Genomic DNA, 17,843 nt, shown 5'->3' with positions numbered 1-17,843 from the left:
GCAATGCGCCGGCACGAATGCGACAGCGAGATTCGCGGAAACGAAGCTGTGAAACCGACGACGTTTGGAAATTTAGGCAAACTCAGGTTGCGCTACGCTTTCCGAAGCCGAATGTCTTGCGCAGACTGCTGTCGACCGCGCTTGCCGGCATAAACCTGCGTAACCGGCTTAGAAGCGTCGCCTGGCCACCGGTCGGTTGACGCATTTTGTATGGACCGTTGATTGCAGCCAGGATTTTCTCCGCGACAACCAGCGGCGACGGCGCGGTTTTGATCTGGGCCTGTACCGTCTTGATGGTCGCATCTGCCTGTGCTGCGTAAGCGCCGAGGGGCGCGTCGGTTTGGGCCGCGTTCACATCGAGCTTGGTATTGGTGAAGGTCGGCTCAACCAGCACGACGCGCACGTTGAACTCACGAATCTCATGGTCCAGCGACTCCGACAGTCCTTCGAGTGCATGCTTGCTGCTGGCATATATTCCCATGAACGGCGCCGGCAGGAAGCCGAGGACCGAGCTGATATTGATGATCAGACCGCTGCGAGCGGCGCGCATGGAGGGCAAGGCAGCGCGGATCATGCGCAGAGGGCCGAAAACATTGGTATCGAAGACCGCCTGGGCTTCGGCAGGCGACGTGTTCTCGACCGGGCCGACCAGCGAAACGCCGGCATTGTTGATCAGGATGTCGATTCTGCCTGCCTCGGACAAAACCCATTGAACAAAATCGGAGACCGAGGCGTCATCGGTGACGTCGGCAGTCCCATAGCGCACGCCGGGAATGGCATTGACACGCTGCGGGCTACGCACGCCGCCAAAGACCTGAAAACCGTTTTGTGCAAGAAGGCGGGCCGACGCTTCGCCGATTCCGGAGGATGCTCCGGTGATGACGACGACTTTATTTTGAGACATGGAGGCTCCTGGCTGGGCGCGAGTGGTTGAATACGTGCTTCAATTATAGGGTCAGACTTTTCACCCTGTCGCCAAAGGACAGTGTCTCAGAACCTGGCATCCAAGCACGTAAGATTTCGATCAACATCTATCCTTGCTTTAGATGTCAATCGAAATATAAAATCAAGCACTTTTTGCTTTACGGCGATTTTTTCGATGATCGCGCCTGCAAACGTGCCGGGGCATGTCGGCAGGGAGCGGCATGAGCCTCAACGGGTTCAGGATTTCGGAGCGACAGTCCCCGCTCGGTTTCGAGCGACGATTTCGTCGTGGGTCAGGCTGGTGCCTGCCGCGAAGAATTCCTTGATCAGCGCGTCGCGATTATCGGCTGCGCGGGATCGATCCGCCGATCGCAGCGCTTCTTCCAGCTCATCTGCTGCAAGCTCGGTGCAATAGGCCGGGGTGCCGGGCTGCTGACGCCAGGACGCCGCCAGCCCTCCTGCATCCAGAGCATCAAAACCGGTGGCCTCGACCAGATCTATGGCAATCGCCTTTGCTTGCGGAGCATCGCCTGCAACCGGGATGGCGATGCGTCCATCCGTGTCGTCAGGCCGCCCCTTCTCCGCCAGCGTTGCCGCCAGCACGGCATTCCACGCCTTGACGACGGGTCGGCCGATCTGCCCGCTCACCCAAACGCTTTCGGGCATGCCGCCATCGACGTCGGCGATCGCGCCGTCGCGAAACGGATAATAATTCGACGTATCGATCACCACGACGTCTTCAGGCACGCCATTGAAGAGCCGACCGAGATCGCGACAGTTTGCGAACGGGATCGAAAGAACGATCGCCTCGACGACCCGGACGGCTTCCTCTTTCGAAACGGCGGTCGCTCCGATATCGCCGGCAAGATCGCGGATGGTGTCCGGCCCCTTCGAATTGGCAAGCTTGACCTCATGGCCGCCGGCGGCAAGTTTTCTCGCCAGCGTCGCGCCGATATTTCCGGCGCCGATGATTCCGATCTTCATGGGATGTCCTTTCTCTGATGTGGAACTAAGCCCGCCTCAATCGCGGGCGGGACGCGCGAATGCGTGCAGCGTGTCGCGCAGATCGGCCAGCCCCTCGTCCGTGAGCTGACAGGCGGTTTTGATTTTGTCGGTGACGGCCCAAAGCGCCTCACGCAGGGATTCACCGGCTTTGGTAAGATGGATGAGCACCCGCCGCTCGTCGTTACGATCGCGCGTCCGGGTCACCATGCCGGCCGATTCCAGGCGCTTCAGCAGCGGCGTGATCGTGCCGGTGTCCATATCGAGCTTCAAACCCAACTCTCCAACGGCGCGGGGCGTACCGCCGTAAAGTTCAAGCATCACCAGGTATTGCGGGAATGTTAGACCGAGCGGCTGCAAAAATGGCTTGTGAAGGCGCGCCATCCGGTTGGCCGCGCCATAGAGCGCAAACGAAAGTTGGGTGCCGACCGCGCGGCGGGATGCGATTTCGTTGTTCGACATGGTTTCATCTAGTGTGCTTTTATCTAGTGCACTAGATAATGCCTTTGTCGAAGAGAACAAGGTCGGCAGCGCTAAATTAGGCGCTTATCGCGTTCAGGGAGGTCTCGCGGTCCGACGTGCCGAGCGCTTTCATGATGAAGCGGATTTGGGCATGGAGGCCGACTGCGGTGGCCCCTCCCTCCTGAACCCGCTGCTCGACCAGAACCGGACGGAAGAACGGCAGGAACGCAGTGATGATACCGCGCGCGGCTTCATCGGCGTCTTCGACCTTGAACTCGCCTGTCTGCAGACCCTCGCGGACAAGCGCTTTGAGGATTGCCAGGATCTGCTCATTATGCGCGTTGATGGTCGCCCAACTTCCGTCCGTGGCGGCGACGAGCAACTGGTGCATCGGTCTGTCCTCCACCAGCATTCTCGTGCTGTGCCGGTGGATGGCGGTCAAAAGATCCGCCAGCTTTTTGCTCGCCGGCGCATCCGTTCGCGCGATCGCCAGAGCGATTTCAGCAACGTCTTTGACAACCAGTCCGCAGACCGAACTGTTGATCGCCGTCCTCGAGGGAAAGAAGCGATAGATATTGGCGCGGCTCATGCCGAGTTCGGAGGCGATGTCGGCGACCGACGTCTTATGATAGCCGATCCGCCGAAAATACCTTTCCGCCACCTCGAGTATCCGCGTCCGCGCCTGCTCAAGGTCACTTCCGGACCCGCAAAAGTCGTCGCCGCCGCCGGAGAACATCACTCGGCAGCCATTGACGTCGGCAACTCCACCTCCTTGGGTAACTCTACCTCCTTCGGAGAATTTTCATGGCTTTCGTTTTTCGTCGGCTTGATGCGGAACCAGGTAGCGTAGAGGGCCGGAAGGAAGAGCAGGATCATCACCGTGCCGACCGCCGTTCCGCCGATCAGCGTGTAAGCCATCGACCCCCAGAACACCGAGTGCGTGAGAGGAATGAAGGCAAGCACAGCGGCAAGGGCTGTCAGAATAACCGGACGCGTCCGCTGCACCGTCGCCTCGATGACGGCATGATAATCGTCGAGTCCGGCTGCCTTATTCTCCTTGATCTGTTCCGTCAGAATCAAAGTGTTGCGCATCAGAATTCCCGCCAGCCCGATCAATCCGAGAATGGCATTGAAGCCGAAAGGCTTATCGAAGAGCAGCAAGACCGGAACCGCCCCGGCAAGACCGAGCGGCCCTGTCAGCATGACCATGGTCATCGTCGACAGGCTACGGACCTGCAAAACGATTACGATCAGCATGGCGGCAATCATCGCCGGGAAGATCTTGACGAGGGCGTTGTTGGCCTTCAGTGATTCCTCGATGTTTCCGCCCATCTCGATGCGATATCCCAGGGGAAGCGAGGCAATCAGCGGCTGAAGCGCCTTCATAACCTGCGCTGAGACCTCCGGCGGCTGTGTCGCTTCGTTGATATCGGACCGGATCGTAATGACAGGCATTCGATCGCGGCGTTTCAGGATCGGCTCTTCAAACCGGATTTCCGAGTGGCCGATCTGATCGAGCGGAACCTGTCGCCCATCCCGGCTCATCAGCGAGAAATCTGCCAATCGTGAGGGATCAAGCCGGTTGCCGCCGGCACTGCGTGCAACGACAGGCACGTTGCGGATATTTTCGCGAACCTCGGTGATCGGAATTCCGCTCAGCAGCAATTGCATCTGCTGGGCTGCCTCGGCCGGCGACAGACCGATCAGGTTCAGCCGATCCTGGTCGGGAACGAAACGCAGCACGGGCGTGCGGTTGCCCCAATCGCGGTTTGCCTGGCGAACATCCGGCACGCTCTTCATGATAGCGAGAGCTTTGTCGGAAATCTGGTACAGTTGCTCCTGATCCGGGCCCGTGATCCGGAACTCGACCGGAAACGGCGTGTAAGGACCGAAGACGAGCTGGGTGACGCGGACATAGGCTTCAGGGGCGAGCCCATCCGAAATGGCCGCGCGCAGCCGAAGCTTCAGTACCTCGCGTGTGTGAGCGTCAGGGGTCAGCACGACGATCTTGGCGAAAGACGGGTCCGGCAATTCCGGCGCCATGGCAAAGAAGAAGCGGGGAGCGCCCTGCCCGACATAGCTGGTGACGGTCTTTGCCTCCGGCTGTTTCTGCAGCCAACCTTCGAGCTTCTCGACCGTTGCCGTCGTCGTCTCGATGCTGGTGCCTTCGGGCAGGCGGACTTCGACGAGGACTTCGGGACGGTCCGACGTCGGGAAGAACTGCTTTTTCACCCCGCCCATTCCAACGACGGAGATCCCCATGACGATGGCGACCACCGCACAGGTGACGAACTTGTGGCGCACTGTGAATTCGATAACCCGCCGCAGGCGCCGGTAGTTCGGGGTGTTGTAAATGGCGTGATGGCCACCTTCGACCGGCTTGATCGCCGGCAGCATCTTGACGCCGAGATAGGGCGTGAAGATCACCGCGACAATCCACGAGACGATCAGGGCAAAGCCGACGACCCAGAAGATGTTGCCGGCATATTCGCCGGCGGTCGACCGGGCAAAGCCGACCGGCATCAGCCCGATGATCGTCACGAGGGTGCCCGACAGCATCGGTGCTGCCGTGTGGCTCCAGGCATAGGCGGCCGCCTTGATGCGATCCATCCCCTCTTCCATCTTCACCACCATCACCTCGATGGCGATGATGGCGTCGTCGACCAGAAGGCCGAGCGCCAGGATGAGCGCACCAAGGGTGATGCGATCGAAGAACCGGCCGGTTTCCAGCATGATGAGGAAGACGACGGCAAGGGTAAGCGGAACGGCCAGAGCCACGACGATGCCGACACGCCAACCGAGGCTGACGAGACTGACGAACAACACGACGCCGAGCGCCATGGCGAATTTCAGCATGAACTCGCCGACGGCTTCGTCGATGTTGACGGCCTGGTCGCTGACCTTGGCGAGGGTCATGCCGAGCGGCAAGGTCTTTGCGATCGCGGCGGATCTTTCTTCCAGCGCCTTGCCGAGTTCCAGACCGTTCCAGCCCTGTTGCATCACCGCGGCAAGCATGATGGCGGGCTCGCCGTCATGGCGAATGAGATAGGTGGCCGGATCTTGATAACCGCGCCGCACTTCGGCAAAATCCGAGAGCTTCAAGGTGCGTCCGGCGGCGACGATCGGCGTGTCGGCGATCGCCTGGATGCTGTCGTAGGCGCCATCGAAGCGAATGAACACCTGGGGCCCACGCGTATCGATCGATCCGGCCGGCGTCACGGTGTTTTGCCGCTGCAAGGCGGCCGCGATGTCCTGTGACGAAATGCCGAGGGTGGCGAGCTTGGCATAGGAGAATTCGACGAAGATCTGTTCGGGCCGCTCTCCGAGGATGTTGATCTTCTTGACGCCGGGCACATGCAGAAGATCCTGGCGGATCACCTCGGCCTGGCGCACAAGCTCGCGCATCGGCATGCCCTTGGCCTTCAGCGCATAAAGCCCGAAGCTGACATCGGCGTACTCGTCGTTGACAAAGGGACCGAGCACGCCCCCGGGCAGGTTGCGGGCCTCGTCTCCAAGCTTCTTTCGAGCCTGATAGAATTCCTCCTCGACGGCCGTGGCCGGCGTGCTGTCCTTCAAGGTGACGGTCAAAAAGGCATAACCGGGCCGCGTCGTCGTCTCGACACGATCGTACCAGGTGAGTTCCTGGAGGCGCTTTTCGAGCGGCTCGGCGACCAGATCCTGCATTTCGCGCGCTGTCGCGCCCGGCCACACCGTTGTCACGGTCAGGGTCTTGATGGTGAAGGACGGGTCCTCGGCGCGCCCGAGCTTGACGAAGGCATAGGCGCCGGCGGCGGCCAGCAGAACGATGAAGAACAGGGTGACGGCCCGCTCGCGAACGGCGAGCGCGGATAGATTGAAGTTCATCAGTTTGCCGCCTCTGCCTGTTCTACCGTGGCGCGCACGCTGGCGCCGTCCTGCAGCAGATGGGCGCCGAGAGCGACGACCGGCTCGCCTGCATTGACGCTGGAAACCACCGCAACCTCCTCACCCATCTGTTCGATTTTCACTTGCCGGAAGTGGACGATCGACGATGCCTGGTCGAAGACCCAGACGCCGGTGCGCCTGCCATCGTCCAATACGGCGCCGACCGGCACCGCGGCATGCGATTGACTACCGCCGTTGGCGATTCTGATCGTCACCGTCGCGCCCAGCGGCGCCGACGCTGCGGCGCCATCCAGAACCCAGCGTGCCTCATAGGTGCGGGTTTGCGGATCGGCAGCGTCGGAGATCTGGCGAAGCCGGGCCTTGTCCTGCCGGCTTTCGTTGCCGTAGATGCTGGCATCGGCGATCTCGCCGAGCTGCGGCCTGAGAAATTCCGGAAGCCAGACCAGCGCTTCACGCGGGCCGGCCTGTGCGAGCCGGACCACGGTTTGTCCCGCGGTCACGACCTGCCCCGGCTCGCCCAGCGTTTCGACAACCGTTCCATCGGTGTCGGCAACCAGGACGGAATAGGCGGCCTCGTTTTCCGCGACCTTGGCGTCCGCTTGCGCCGCGGCAAGCTGCGCGGTAGCGGTGTCAAGCGCTGCCTTTGCCTGCTCATAGCGCTGCGGCGTCGCGGCCAATCCGTTTTTCACCAGAGCGGCGTAGCGTGTCTCGTCTGCTTGCGCCTGGGTCAGCACAGCCTCGGCTGCGGCGACGGCGTTTCGTTTCGCCGTCAGGGCGAGACGCAGATCGGTTTCGTCGATGCGCATCAGCGGCTGACCGGCCTTGACCTGCACGCCGACGTCGACATAACGCTGCACGATCTTGCCGGGCACACGAAAACCGAGATTGCTTTGCACCCGGGCGGCGATGGTGCCGGTGAAGCTGCGCTCGGCGGTCTCCGGCCTCTTTGCCTCAACCAGTTTGACGAATGGCGGTGTAGTGCGGGGATCGGCGGCTTGTGCGCTTCCTTCCGAGGACACCCCGACAAAGAAGAATGCCGTGGCGCCGGCGGCTGCCAGGAGGCCGAATGAGGCGAGGAGGATTTTGCGGTTCATGTCAGTAAGCCTTCTTGACGGGCGCAGCATTTAAATTAGATTGCGATCTAACTCTAATTCTGATATAGATGTCAAATGAAATCTAACTGGAGATCGCTATGAGAGTCAGTCGCGCTCAGGCCGAGGCCAATCGTGAAACGGTGATCAATGTCGCAAGCCGGCTCTTCCGGGAGCATGGCTTCGACGGCATCGGGCTGAAGGATTTGATGAAAGGCGCCGGTCTCACCCAAGGCGGGTTCTACAAGCAGTTCGAATCGAAGGATGATCTTGTGGCACTGGCATCCGGGCGAGCGATGGAGAACGCCATCCGCAGATGGTCTAGGGTTGCCGCCGGAAGCGCCGATCCCTTCGACGCGGTTGTCGGCATGTATCTCTCGGCCGGGCACCGGGAAGAGAAAGGCGATGGTTGCCCCCTCGCCGCACTTGGGGCCGACGCGGCGCGTCAGAGCGAGGAGGTGCGGGCTCCATTCCAGCACGGCATAGAGGCTCACCTCCAGATTCTCGACGAATTGATCCCGGCATCGGACGGCACGGAACCTTATGACAGGGCCATGGTCATCCTCTCCCTCATGGTAGGCGCGGTGACGATCTCCCGCATCATGACTGACCGGGGCATGTCGGAGCGCCTCCTCGAAGCCGCGTCCGATGCGGTCAAGCACATTGCGAGCGGCACAGACGAAGAATGAGATCTCGGCTCCGTCGGTGGGATGTCTCTTCCACCTCGCAGATCGCCGCATCCTGGAGTTGACCATTAGCCTCACCCTCGCTCGGGCGTATGGAACGATTCACCGCCGGAGAACGCGTGCGTCGCATCGTCATCACACTGCCACCCGCGAATTCAGCAGGCTCGCATGATTCATAATTCCGCATTGACCTCACGATGGACCGGCGCAGACTTCGACGGAATGTTAGAAACATTCCTCGGATCTGCTCCCTTTGACGCATCGCCGGTTCATACGCTTCTAGGCTTTAATTGGTCCGCTGATGCACGTTCTCACGGTGCGATGACGGTTGTCGATCTCGCATGCAATGGAGAGTGGAACCTTTGGGCTACCTCGGACACACCGGAATGGCTTACCATCCATGTGCCGCGAGACGGCATTTCCGGCATGACGCGACGGCAAACCACGACAACAGCGTCACCGGGCCAGATGCTACTTGGGCAAAGCCGCGAGGCGGATCGCTTCCTCGTGCGGGGAACGCTCCATCGATCGCAGAAACTCTTTTTACATTGGGGCCAGATCTGCCAAGCGTTCGGGGAGCTGTTTGAAGCCCCTCTTGTCGGATCGTTAGACCTGTCCCCCCTCGTTGATGGATCAAGCGCCTCCGCACATCTCATCAAGAATCTCGTCGAGACTATAATGGATGGTATGCTTGGAGCACGCCATCTTGCTTCATTCGCCGATAGCAATGGTCAATCTCAATCAAGCACTCACTCATTTGCTCATTCGATTGATACCCCATCGTTACTCTCAGCGACTGGAACGGAGTCCGTTTATGCCCGCTCCACGGCACGTTCGTCGGGCTATAGATTTCATGCAGGCGAATATCGCTAAGCCGATCACCATCTCGATGATCGCTCAATCTGCCAACGTCTCAGTTCGCACCTTGGAAAACGGCTTCCGGACCTTCAAGGAAGCTACACCAGCAAGTTACTTGAGAACTCTACGACTACGCGCCGCTCGATTGGACCTTCTGGATCGGTCGAACCAACAGAGCATCCGGGATATCTGCCTGAAGTGGGGATTCTTGCACGCCGGCCGTTTTTCTGCGCTGTACGGGTCCGTTTACGGGGAAAGTCCTCGGGAAACCCTCAGGCGGAAATCTGAGGTCGTCTCATCTCGCTCCGCAGCAGCCGATATAAGGCGAGGCAGGCTCTAAGCCGACTTCTGGGTCTTCGCATTTCTATCGATGACGGTGGGATGGATGTAGCTGGAGCGGGTGAAGGGAATCGAACCCTCGTATTCAGCTTGGGAAGCTGCTGCTCTACCATTGAGCTACACCCGCGATGAAGCGAGATTTCCAACAGATAGGGGCCGCTGTCAAGTCGTGGCCGCCGGGAAGGCTCAGATGCGGAAGTGCTTCGAGAGCTTGAGGCCCTGGGCCTGGTAGTTCGAGCCGAGGCCGGAGCCGTAGAGGCTTGCGGGCTTTTCCTGCATGTGTTCGTAGACGAGGCGGCCGACGATCTGGCCGTCTTCGAGGATGAAGGGCACTTCGTGGCTGCGTACTTCGAGCACGGCGCGGCTGCCGCGCCCGCCGGCGGGCGCATGGCCGAAGCCCGGATCGAAGAAGCCGGCATAATGGACGCGGAATTCGCCGACCAGCGGATCGAAGGGGGTCATCTCGGCAGCATAATCCGGCGGCACATGCACGGCCTCGCGCGAGACGAGGATATAGAACTCGTCGGGATCGAGGATCAGCTCGTTGCGGCCGCGGCTGTAGAGCGGCTCCCAGAAATCATAGATGTCATGCTGGGCCTTCTTGTCGACATCGACAACGGCGGTGTGATGTTTGCCGCGATAGCCGATCAGGCCGTCCTTGTCGCCGGCCAGATCGATCGACAGCGCGATGCCGCCGCCCGATACGTTCGGCCGCTTGCTGGCGACCAGCGTCTCGCTTTCATGCAGCTTCAAGAGTTCCGGCTCGCCGAGCAGGGAATGGCCAACGCGGAAGCGGATCTGCGACAGGCGCGAGCCGCGGCGCACCACGATCGGGAAGGTGCGCGGGCTGATTTCGAGATAGAGCGGGCCGGAATAACCGGCCGGGATCTTGTCGAATTCCTGGGCGTAATCGGTGATGACGCGGGTGAAGATATCGAGCCTGCCGGTCGAGCTCTTCGGGTTGGCCGAGGCCGACATGTCGGCCGGCAGCGCCAGGCTCTCCATCAGCGGCACGATGTAGACGCAGCCGGTCTCGAGCACCGCGCCCTCGGAAAGGTCGATCACATGCAGGCTCAGCCGGTCGAGCTTGTCCGACACCAGATGCGAGGGGCCGGGCATGAAGCTGGCGCGAACGCGAAAGGCCTTGGCGCCCAAGCGCAGGTCGAGACTTGCCGGCTGGATCTGGTCGCGGTCCAGCTCCCGTTCGGAGATCAGACGCTCCGTTTCGAACAGCGCGGAGATCGCGCGATCCGCCAGAATTCCCGTTTCACGAGCCATCATGCCTCATCCATCATTTGCCGCCGACAAAACCAAACTCGGGGAATTGACGCAAGCAGCTAACAGCAGTATTGCAGAATTATCCCGTGGTGATTTGGCCGGTCGGCTTGCAGCCACGTTAAACAAGTGGCTAAAAAGACCGGGTTGAAACCGGTCTGCTTTTGCGACCGGTTTTTTTGTTATGTGAAGGTGATGGCATGAGCAAGTCCTGGCGCCCCGCAACCCAACTCGTTCACGGCGGCACGCTGCGTTCGCAATATGGCGAAACGTCCGAGGCAATCTATCTCACGCAGGGTTTCGTCTATGAGACCTCGGAAGCGGCCGAAGCCCGCTTCAAGGGCGAGACGGAGGGCTTCATCTACGCCCGCTACGGCAGCCCCACCAACGACATGTTCGAAAAGCGCATGTGCATGCTCGAAGGCGCGGAGGATGCCCGCGCCACCGCTTCCGGCATGGCGGCCGTCACCGCGGCGATCCTCTGCCAGCTGAAGGCCGGCGATCATATCGTCGCCGCGCGCGCCCTGTTCGGCTCCTGCCGCTGGGTGGTCGAGACGCTGGCGCCGAAATACGGCATCGACTGCACGCTGATCGACGGCCGGGATCTGGCCAACTGGGAAAAGGCGATCACGCCGAAGACCAAGGTGTTCTTCCTGGAAAGCCCGACCAACCCGACGCTCGAAGTGATCGATATCGCAGGCGTGGCCAAGCTCGCCAACCAGATCGGCGCCAAGGTCGTCGTCGACAACGTCTTCGCCACGCCGCTGTTCCAGAAGCCGCTGGAGCTCGGCGCCCATATCGTCGTCTATTCCGCCACCAAGCATATTGACGGCCAGGGCCGCTGCCTCGGCGGCGTCGTGCTTGCCGACAAGGAATGGATCGACGAGAACCTGCACGACTATTTCCGCCATACCGGCCCGGCCATGTCGCCGTTCAATGCCTGGACTTTGCTGAAGGGCATCGAGACGCTGCCGCTGCGCGTGCGCCAGCAGACGCAGAATGCGGCAAAGATCGCCGATTTCCTCGCCGAGCAGGGCAAGGTCGCCAAGGTGATCTATCCCGGCCGCAAGGACCATCCGCAGGCCGATATCATCGCCAAGCAGATGACCGGCGGCTCGACGCTGGTCGCCTTCGAGCTCAAGGGCGGCAAGGAAGCGGCCTTTGCCCTGCAGAACGCGTTGGAGATCGTCAAGATCTCCAACAATCTCGGCGACAGCAAGAGCCTGATCACCCATCCGGCAACGACGACGCACAAGAACCTGACGGAGGAGGCGCGCGCCGAACTCGGCATTTCTCCGGGCACGGTGCGGCTTTCGGCCGGCATCGAGGATACCGACGATCTGATCGAGGATTTCGCGCGGGCGCTTGCCAAGGTTTCGGCCTGATCGACGACAATGGCAGCCGGACCTCACTCGGGGTTCGGCTCGCCGGATCTCACTGGGGTTCGGCTCGCCGGATCTCACTGGAGTTCGGCCGGGGGAACAACTACGGCCGTGCCGGCGTTCCGAACTGGAATTAACACTGACAATTAGGCTTAACGATCGAAAAACCCTTCGATCATGACTGTTTCAGTGACGATCAACGTTCCGTTTCTTGACGGACAGGGCCTCTTATAAGATACGGGTAACATATCTTGACTAAGGTGCAAGGCATGTATCGCGCCCTCACAAGAGATATCGAAGTTGTGGTCGAACCATTCTATCTGGAGGAGCAATCCGATCCGGATGACGACCGCTATGTTTGGGGTTACCGGATTGTCATCAGCAACAATTCCGGCGTAGCCGTTCGCCTGGTCAACCGTTACTGGAATATCACCGACCAGAACGGACTGGTGGACGAAGTGACGGGCCCGGGCGTCGTCGGCGAACAGCCACGGCTCAGCCCCGGCGACACCTACGAATATTCCTCCGGCTGCCCGCTCGACACCCCCTCCGGGCTGATGTTCGGCCATTACCAGATGGAAACGGACGAAGGCGAGATGTTCGATGTCGAAATCCCCGCCTTCTCGCTGGATTCGCCTGGGCTGCTGCGCGTGCTCAATTGAGAGCGTAGGTTCGCGGTCGTTTCGTCAGTGCAAGCACTGCGCGTGGATCCGGCCGGCTGCAGCCTTCCAGTCAGTACCAACATGGACGCCGTACCCTCGGTCGTAGATCCTCGGCCTTGCCCAGTCATCAATCTACTAAAGGTCAAAAGGATCCAATGCCTGGGTGCCTGGCTTTGCTTCGAACGGATCTTTTGATTGTGGCGGCGCCGGATGTTTTGCGACGGCATCGTTTACCGCCTTTTGGCAGGCGAGCAACTCATCCGCTGCCCTGGCGGAATCTTTCAAACCGAGGGCAACAATCTGCTTTCCTCTAAGGCTGGCGCGGAAACTCAGTTTACCAGCGAACTCTTCAATCAAGTCGGGATCATTGAAATCAATCCATAATGATTTGAAGCCGGGGAGATCCAGACCTCTCGCATCAGCCGTCCGTTTAGACTGGTCGAACGAGAATTCGATGGGATAATGCTTACCTTTCTCCAAGGATTTCCAGTTTGGATTTCCGAGCAGAATGTAAAGAGGGTTGTCCTTTTTGCGGAAATTGAAGCCAAGACGAAAAATGGTGTAGTCATCAAAGGAAGTCAGAACAAAACAGCCATTGTCTAAAGTCGGGTCGACAGCCACGCTCCAGCCCCCGACCTCTTTCCATGGGACTGTCTCGTCATCAGCCAAGCTCATTCGGGGCATCGCAGCTATGAGTGCGAGTACAAAAAACAAAAGTCGCATCAACGCCCCATCCCGCTTTCTTAGGCCACAACCAAGAAACAGAATAGGTGCACAGTGACTACGCAAAGTCGAGTCACCGTGCTGCATCATCGCTAATCTTTTATTGTTCGCTGTGCGTGTCCTTAACCGTGCCTACTCCGCTGGCTGAAGCTCGGCCGGCTCGAAGCGGTAGGTGGTCGAGCAGAATTCGCAGGTCACGGCGATCTCGCCGTTTTCCTGGCTGGCTTCGATCTCCTCGGCCGAAAAGCCCTTCAGCACGCCCTTGATCTTCTCCCGCGAGCAGCTGCAGCGGTCGAAGACGGCGCGCGGTTCGTAGACGCGGACGCCGCGCTCATGGAACAGGCGGAACAGCAGCCGTTCGGTCCCGACCAGCGGATCCGTCAGTTCATCCGCATCGATGGTCTCGACCAGCGAACGGGCTTCGACCCAGGCATCGTCCTCGCCATGCGGGCGGTTGCCGGTGTCGCCGTCGCCGCCGTGGAGATCCGGCTGGCGCATGCGCTCCGGCGCCTCCGGCAGGAACTGGGCGACAAGGCCGCCTGCCCGCCAGCGATGGCGCGGCTTGCCCGCCTCGTCACGATCGAAGAGTTCGGCCGCGGCCAGGCGCACGCGCGTCGGGATCTGCTCCGACTGGCGGAAATAGACGCCGGCGATCTCCTCCAGCGAAGTGCCGTCGAGCGCGACGATGCCCTGATAGGGCTGGCCGAACTTGCCCTGGTCGATGGTGAAGGCGAGCACGCCCTTGCCGAGCAATTGCTCCGGCTCGGTTTCACCTGCTTCAATCGCCTTGTTGAGCAGCGCCTGATCGAAACGGGCATAGGCGCGGACATTTTCCGGCGTCGAGAAATCGGCGACGAGAAGATCGACCGGGCCATCGCCCTTGGTCTGCACCGTGAACTTGCCGTCGAATTTCAGCGAGGTGCCGAGCAGCACCGTCAGCACGACGACTTCGGCAAGCAGCCGGGCGACGGGAGCGGGGTAATGATGGCGCTCGAGGATCGCATCGAGCATCGGGCCGAGCTGGACGGCGCGACCGCGCACATCCAGACCCTCCACCTGAAAAGGGACGACATGATCATCGCCGGCGAAATCAAACTGGCCGAGGGCGGCTGCAGCTTCTGCCATGGCTTTCACTCCTAGTTTTCAAGCGACAGCCCAGCGTGGCCTTCGCTCGCGCGGTCGCGAGTGTGTGACTCGCGACACCAGATTATGGTTCAGATCGCGCCCAGGCACCAAGCAAGAATCGACTTCTGCGCATGAAGGCGGTTTTCCGCCTCATCGAAGACTACGGATTGCGGACCGTCGATCACTTCGTCCGTCACTTCCTCACCACGATGAGCAGGCAGGCAATGCATGAACAATGCATCATTGCCGGCCTTCGCCATCAAAGCCGCGTTGACCTGATAAGGCTGGAAGACATTGTGACCCCGGGCCCGATGTTCCTGATTCATGGAGACCCAGGTATCGGTCACCACGCAATCGACGCCGGCGACCGCACGGTCGGCATCATGGCAGAGCATGATTTCGGCGCCCTCATTGCGGGCCCAGTTCAGATAGTGATCCTTGGGCTCCGAGCCAAGGGGCACGGCCATGTTCATGCGATAGCCGAAGCGCGCCGCCCCTTCGACCAGCGAATGCAGCACATTGTTGCCGTCGCCGGTCCAGGCGATGGTCTTGCCCTTGATCGGGCCGCGATGCTCTTCGAAGGTCATGATATCGGCCATGATCTGGCAGGGATGGGTGTCATCCGTCAGCGCATTGATCACGGGCACGGTCGCATGCTCGGCAAGCTCCAGCAACCTGGAATGCTCGGTGGTGCGGATCATGATCGCATCGACATAACGCGACAGCACCTTGGCGGTGTCGCCGATCGTCTCGGCGCGGCCGAGCTGCATCTCGGTGCCGGACAGGAACAGCGTTTCGCCGCCGAGCTGGCGCATGCCGACATCGAAGGAAACGCGGGTGCGCGTCGACGGCTTCTCGAAGATCATCGCCAGCATCTTGCCGGCGAGCGGCTTATCGCCCGTGCCGGCCTTGAAGGCCTGCTTGCGGGCGAGCGCATCGTTCATGATGGTTCTGAGATCGGCTGACGTGACCGCCGAAAGATCGAGGAAATGTTTAGGAGCCATAGTCTTGTTACCTGTGCTGCGCCCGCAGGCGGCAATCCCTTCAAGCCGTCTTCTTGACCTTGGAGGCGCGAATGCTCTCGGCAGCGCGCTCGATGCGGGCAAGGCCCTCGCGGGCTTCCTCGGCGGTGACCACGAGGGGCGGAAGAAGGCGGATGACATTGTCGCCGGCGGGCACGCCGAGCAGATGGGCGGCGCGGATCGCCTGCAGCAGTTCGGCTGAGGGAATGGCGGCCTTGACGCCGAGCAACAGCCCCTCGCCTCGGATATCCTCGATCACATCGGGATAACGGTCCTTCAGCGAGGCCAGGCCTTGGCGGAAGACAAGCGCGACGTCGCGCACCTGCTGGAGGAAGCCATCGGCGAGAATGATGTCGAGCACGGCGCTGCCGACGGCCATGGCGAGCGGATTGCCGCCATAGGTCGAGCCGTGCGTGCCGGCCTTCATGCCGGAGGCAGCCTCTGCCGTGGCAAGGCAGGCGCCGAGGGGGAAACCGCCGCCGATGCCCTTGGCGACCGCCATGATGTCGGGGGTGACGCCCGACCATTCATGGGCGAAGAGCCTGCCGGTGCGCCCGACCCCGGTCTGGACCTCGTCGAGGATCAGCAGCAGGCCATTTTCGTCGCAGATCTGGCGAAGCGCCTTCATGAATTCGGGGGTGGCCGGACGCACGCCGCCCTCGCCCTGCACCGGCTCGATGAGAATTCCGGCCGTGGCATCGGTGATCGCGGCGCGCACCGCTTCGATGTCGCCGAAAGCCACCTGATCGAAACCGGGCGCCTTGGGGCCGAAGCCCTCAAGATATTTCTCCTGGCCGCCGGCGGCGATCGTCGCCAGCGTCCGGCCGTGAAAGGCGCCCTCGAAGGTGATGATACGGAAGCGCTCGGGATGACCCTTGGAATACTGATAACGGCGCGCCGTCTTGATCGCGCATTCGAGCGCCTCGGCGCCCGAATTGGTGAAGAACACCTTGTCGGCAAAGGTGGCGTCGGTCAGCCGTTTGGCCAGGCGCTCCTGGCCGGGGATCTCATAGATGTTGGAGAGATGCCAGACCTTGTCGGCCTGCTCCTTCAGCGCGCCGACCACATGCGGATTGCTGTGGCCGACCGAAGTGACGGCGACGCCGGCGCCGAAATCGAGATATCGCTCGCCGCTTTCGGTGATCAGCCACACGCCCTCGCCTCGCTCGAACCGCAACGGGGCACGAGAATAGGTGTCATAAAGCGGCGCGGCTTCAGCCATAGCGCGATCTCCCATCGATGTTATCAAGCTCCGGACTCCGGCTAAGAAAACCAGGCCCGAAAAATCAAAAATGCCGCCTTGCGGCGGCGACTGGCACTATTTCCTTTTCGCGCTGCAATGTCAACAAAACTGCGCCCTTAGCGCATGCAGCAAGCTTGTACAGCAGCATTATCCGTCCTCAACAGGCATTATTGCAGAAATGCCACGCCGGGGCAGCAAGTTGGGGAAAACTTGAAATTCGATTCATCCGGATTCATGCGACTCTTGTCACGGAGTCAGCCTCACACTAGGTTAAAGTTCAATTACTAGACTGCATGCGGCGGAACTAGTCACCAAAATTGATCAAGCGTTTCTTGTTTCGGAGCCTTCCGGGACAACGGTGAGGGATTCTGCCATCACCAACGCAAAAGGTGGAGACAGGGCATGAACTGGACAGACGAGCGGGTCGAGAAACTCAAGAAGCTCTGGGCCGAAGGACTGAGCGCCAGCCAGATCGCGGCACAACTTGGTGGCGTCAGCAGAAACGCGGTCATCGGCAAGGTGCATCGGCTGAGCCTCCCCGGCCGTGCCAAGGCCGGCGGTACCGCCAATGCCGCCCGAACGCCGAAACGCAATACTTCTGCGCCGCGCGCGCCGAACTACGCCTCACGGGTCGCCACTCGCACCGTTACCCGCCAGCAGGGCGCGACGATGCTGAAGGAAGAGATCGAGATCGAAACGATCGAGGAAATGGAATACGTGCCGAGAGGCAACGTGGTCGTTCCGATTTCCCGACGCCTCGGCCTGACGGAACTGACCGAACGCACCTGCAAGTGGCCGGTCGGCGATCCGCTGAAGGACGACTTCCACTTCTGCGGCTGCGAATCCCCCGACAATTCGCCCTATTGCAGCTATCACCAGAAGCTTGCCTACCAGCCGGTCAACGAACGCCGCCGGGCAGCAGCGCGGGCCAGCTGAGCGGGTAACATCGCCGCACATGAGAAACGGGCCGACTGGCCCGTTTTTTTGTAGTTATTGGTTCGCGCGGATGGCTGCCCCTCATCCACCTGCCGGCACCTTCTCCCCGCTTGCAGGGCAAAGGGGATATGCCCGACCTCTCCGTTCCCCGCTGACCTCTCGCAGGGCACGTGCCCTCGCCCCGTTTTACGGGGAGAGGGTTAGGGTGAGGGGCAGACGCTAGCTCGA

At 60.8% G+C, this 17,843-nt stretch carries 17 protein-coding genes, 1 tRNA gene and 1 riboswitch; of the genes, 6 read left to right on the top strand and 12 right to left on the bottom strand.

What is annotated here, in order from left to right; translation table 11 throughout:
• Nucleotides 1-82 precede the first annotated feature (82 nt).
• From FHX10_RS20570 to FHX10_RS20545, 6 genes are all read right to left on the bottom strand, one after another.
• Complete coding sequence (locus FHX10_RS20570; RefSeq protein ID WP_097594932.1) at nt 83-904, bottom strand: oxidoreductase; 822 nt, start codon at nt 902-904, stop codon at nt 83-85.
• A 257-nt stretch (nt 905-1,161) separates the two neighbouring features.
• Nucleotides 1,162-1,908 carry an NADPH-dependent F420 reductase gene (locus tag FHX10_RS20565; RefSeq protein ID WP_183906139.1) on the bottom strand — a complete coding sequence of 249 codons (747 nt, stop codon included), beginning with the start codon at nt 1,906-1,908 and terminating at the stop codon, nt 1,162-1,164.
• 36 nt (nt 1,909-1,944) lie between these two features.
• Entirely contained in the window at nt 1,945-2,388 is a 444-nt protein-coding gene (locus FHX10_RS20560; protein WP_097594934.1) for a MarR family winged helix-turn-helix transcriptional regulator, read from the bottom strand.
• Between the two features lie 76 nt (nt 2,389-2,464).
• On the bottom strand, nt 2,465-3,124 hold the full coding sequence (locus tag FHX10_RS20555; protein WP_028757375.1) for a TetR/AcrR family transcriptional regulator: 660 nt from the start codon (nt 3,122-3,124) through the stop codon (nt 2,465-2,467).
• Nucleotides 3,124-6,252, bottom strand: coding sequence for an efflux RND transporter permease subunit (locus tag FHX10_RS20550; protein ID WP_183906138.1), 3,129 nt, complete (start codon nt 6,250-6,252; stop codon nt 3,124-3,126). Before FHX10_RS20550 ends, FHX10_RS20555 begins: the two co-directional genes overlap by 1 nt.
• Nucleotides 6,252-7,367: an efflux RND transporter periplasmic adaptor subunit gene (locus tag FHX10_RS20545; RefSeq protein ID WP_127430983.1), complete on the bottom strand. Its 1,116-nt coding sequence runs from the start codon at nt 7,365-7,367 to the stop codon at nt 6,252-6,254. The genes FHX10_RS20550 and FHX10_RS20545 overlap by 1 nt, the downstream gene beginning before the upstream one ends.
• A gap of 98 nt (nt 7,368-7,465) precedes the next feature.
• Between FHX10_RS20545 and FHX10_RS20540 the strand changes: the two genes are divergently transcribed.
• The 3 genes from FHX10_RS20540 (at nt 7,466) to FHX10_RS35210 (ending at nt 9,248) form a co-directional block, all read left to right on the top strand.
• Nucleotides 7,466-8,053 (top strand): TetR/AcrR family transcriptional regulator, encoded by a 588-nt coding sequence (locus FHX10_RS20540; RefSeq protein ID WP_127430984.1) that lies wholly within the window; start codon nt 7,466-7,468, stop codon nt 8,051-8,053.
• A gap of 165 nt (nt 8,054-8,218) precedes the next feature.
• Entirely contained in the window at nt 8,219-8,923 is a 705-nt protein-coding gene (locus FHX10_RS20535; protein ID WP_246780760.1) for a hypothetical protein, read from the top strand.
• Nucleotides 8,865-9,248 (top strand): helix-turn-helix domain-containing protein, encoded by a 384-nt coding sequence (locus FHX10_RS35210; protein ID WP_312862884.1) that lies wholly within the window; start codon nt 8,865-8,867, stop codon nt 9,246-9,248. Before FHX10_RS20535 ends, FHX10_RS35210 begins: the two co-directional genes overlap by 59 nt.
• Nucleotides 9,249-9,300: 52 nt before the next feature.
• Here the strand turns inward: FHX10_RS35210 and FHX10_RS20530 are convergent.
• Nucleotides 9,301-9,374 (bottom strand) — tRNA-Gly (locus FHX10_RS20530).
• Between the two features lie 59 nt (nt 9,375-9,433).
• Nucleotides 9,434-10,528, bottom strand: a complete 1,095-nt coding sequence (locus tag FHX10_RS20525; RefSeq protein ID WP_183906137.1) for a 2'-deoxycytidine 5'-triphosphate deaminase — start codon at nt 10,526-10,528, stop codon at nt 9,434-9,436.
• A 73-nt stretch (nt 10,529-10,601) separates the two neighbouring features.
• Nucleotides 10,602-10,680, top strand: a riboswitch (SAM riboswitch).
• Nucleotides 10,681-10,722: 42 nt separating this feature from the next.
• Between FHX10_RS20525 and FHX10_RS20520 the strand changes: the two genes are divergently transcribed.
• A complete protein-coding gene (locus FHX10_RS20520; protein ID WP_132573625.1) occupies nt 10,723-11,907 on the top strand; it encodes an O-succinylhomoserine sulfhydrylase in 1,185 nt (394 codons plus the stop codon).
• A gap of 266 nt (nt 11,908-12,173) precedes the next feature.
• On the top strand, nt 12,174-12,566 hold the full coding sequence (gene apaG, locus FHX10_RS20515) for a Co2+/Mg2+ efflux protein ApaG (protein WP_184390229.1): 393 nt from the start codon (nt 12,174-12,176) through the stop codon (nt 12,564-12,566).
• 135 nt (nt 12,567-12,701) lie between these two features.
• On the opposite strand, the gene FHX10_RS20510 is transcribed toward apaG, so the two are convergent.
• From FHX10_RS20510 to FHX10_RS20495, 4 genes are all read right to left on the bottom strand, one after another.
• Nucleotides 12,702-13,241 (bottom strand): hypothetical protein, encoded by a 540-nt coding sequence (locus FHX10_RS20510; RefSeq protein ID WP_409527297.1) that lies wholly within the window; start codon nt 13,239-13,241, stop codon nt 12,702-12,704.
• Between the two features lie 180 nt (nt 13,242-13,421).
• Nucleotides 13,422-14,414, bottom strand: a complete 993-nt coding sequence (locus tag FHX10_RS20505) for an Hsp33 family molecular chaperone (RefSeq protein WP_028756984.1) — start codon at nt 14,412-14,414, stop codon at nt 13,422-13,424.
• 89 nt (nt 14,415-14,503) lie between these two features.
• Nucleotides 14,504-15,418 carry an ornithine carbamoyltransferase gene (gene argF, locus FHX10_RS20500; protein ID WP_028756221.1) on the bottom strand — a complete coding sequence of 305 codons (915 nt, stop codon included), beginning with the start codon at nt 15,416-15,418 and terminating at the stop codon, nt 14,504-14,506.
• Between the two features lie 40 nt (nt 15,419-15,458).
• Complete coding sequence (locus FHX10_RS20495) at nt 15,459-16,658, bottom strand: aspartate aminotransferase family protein (protein WP_063474742.1); 1,200 nt, start codon at nt 16,656-16,658, stop codon at nt 15,459-15,461.
• Between the two features lie 423 nt (nt 16,659-17,081).
• Here FHX10_RS20495 and FHX10_RS20490 point away from each other — a divergent pair, with 423 nt between their 5' ends.
• Nucleotides 17,082-17,615 carry a GcrA family cell cycle regulator gene (locus tag FHX10_RS20490; protein ID WP_028756986.1) on the top strand — a complete coding sequence of 178 codons (534 nt, stop codon included), beginning with the start codon at nt 17,082-17,084 and terminating at the stop codon, nt 17,613-17,615.
• Nucleotides 17,616-17,843 lie beyond the last annotated feature (228 nt).

The sequence above is a fragment of the Rhizobium sp. BK591 genome (assembly GCF_014195045.1).
In the GTDB taxonomy this organism is placed as follows: Bacteria; Pseudomonadota; Alphaproteobacteria; order Rhizobiales; family Rhizobiaceae; genus Rhizobium; species Rhizobium anhuiense.
The sequence above is the reverse complement of the archived record's forward strand: the minus strand, read 5'-3'. Positions and strand labels throughout refer to the sequence as shown.

Excerpts from the sequence above, each read along its gene's own strand:
- FHX10_RS20570 (WP_097594932.1), bottom strand. The coding sequence starts at position 904 with ATGTCTCAAAATAAAGTCGTCGTCATCACCGGAGCATCCTCCGGAATC.
- FHX10_RS20565 (WP_183906139.1), bottom strand. The coding sequence starts at position 1,908 with ATGAAGATCGGAATCATCGGCGCCGGAAATATCGGCGCGACGCTGGCG.
- FHX10_RS20560 (WP_097594934.1), bottom strand. The coding sequence starts at position 2,388 with ATGTCGAACAACGAAATCGCATCCCGCCGCGCGGTCGGCACCCAACTT.
- FHX10_RS20555 (WP_028757375.1), bottom strand. The coding sequence starts at position 3,124 with ATGTTCTCCGGCGGCGGCGACGACTTTTGCGGGTCCGGAAGTGACCTT.
- FHX10_RS20550 (WP_183906138.1), bottom strand. The coding sequence starts at position 6,252 with ATGAACTTCAATCTATCCGCGCTCGCCGTTCGCGAGCGGGCCGTCACC.
- FHX10_RS20545 (WP_127430983.1), bottom strand. The coding sequence starts at position 7,367 with ATGAACCGCAAAATCCTCCTCGCCTCATTCGGCCTCCTGGCAGCCGCC.
- FHX10_RS20540 (WP_127430984.1), top strand. The coding sequence starts at position 7,466 with ATGAGAGTCAGTCGCGCTCAGGCCGAGGCCAATCGTGAAACGGTGATC.
- FHX10_RS20535 (WP_246780760.1), top strand. The coding sequence starts at position 8,219 with ATGATTCATAATTCCGCATTGACCTCACGATGGACCGGCGCAGACTTC.
- FHX10_RS35210 (WP_312862884.1), top strand. The coding sequence starts at position 8,865 with ATGCCCGCTCCACGGCACGTTCGTCGGGCTATAGATTTCATGCAGGCG.
- FHX10_RS20525 (WP_183906137.1), bottom strand. The coding sequence starts at position 10,528 with ATGATGGCTCGTGAAACGGGAATTCTGGCGGATCGCGCGATCTCCGCG.
- FHX10_RS20520 (WP_132573625.1), top strand. The coding sequence starts at position 10,723 with ATGAGCAAGTCCTGGCGCCCCGCAACCCAACTCGTTCACGGCGGCACG.
- apaG (WP_184390229.1), top strand. The coding sequence starts at position 12,174 with ATGTATCGCGCCCTCACAAGAGATATCGAAGTTGTGGTCGAACCATTC.
- FHX10_RS20510 (WP_409527297.1), bottom strand. The coding sequence starts at position 13,241 with ATGAGCTTGGCTGATGACGAGACAGTCCCATGGAAAGAGGTCGGGGGC.
- FHX10_RS20505 (WP_028756984.1), bottom strand. The coding sequence starts at position 14,414 with ATGGCAGAAGCTGCAGCCGCCCTCGGCCAGTTTGATTTCGCCGGCGAT.
- argF (WP_028756221.1), bottom strand. The coding sequence starts at position 15,418 with ATGGCTCCTAAACATTTCCTCGATCTTTCGGCGGTCACGTCAGCCGAT.
- FHX10_RS20495 (WP_063474742.1), bottom strand. The coding sequence starts at position 16,658 with ATGGCTGAAGCCGCGCCGCTTTATGACACCTATTCTCGTGCCCCGTTG.
- FHX10_RS20490 (WP_028756986.1), top strand. The coding sequence starts at position 17,082 with ATGAACTGGACAGACGAGCGGGTCGAGAAACTCAAGAAGCTCTGGGCC.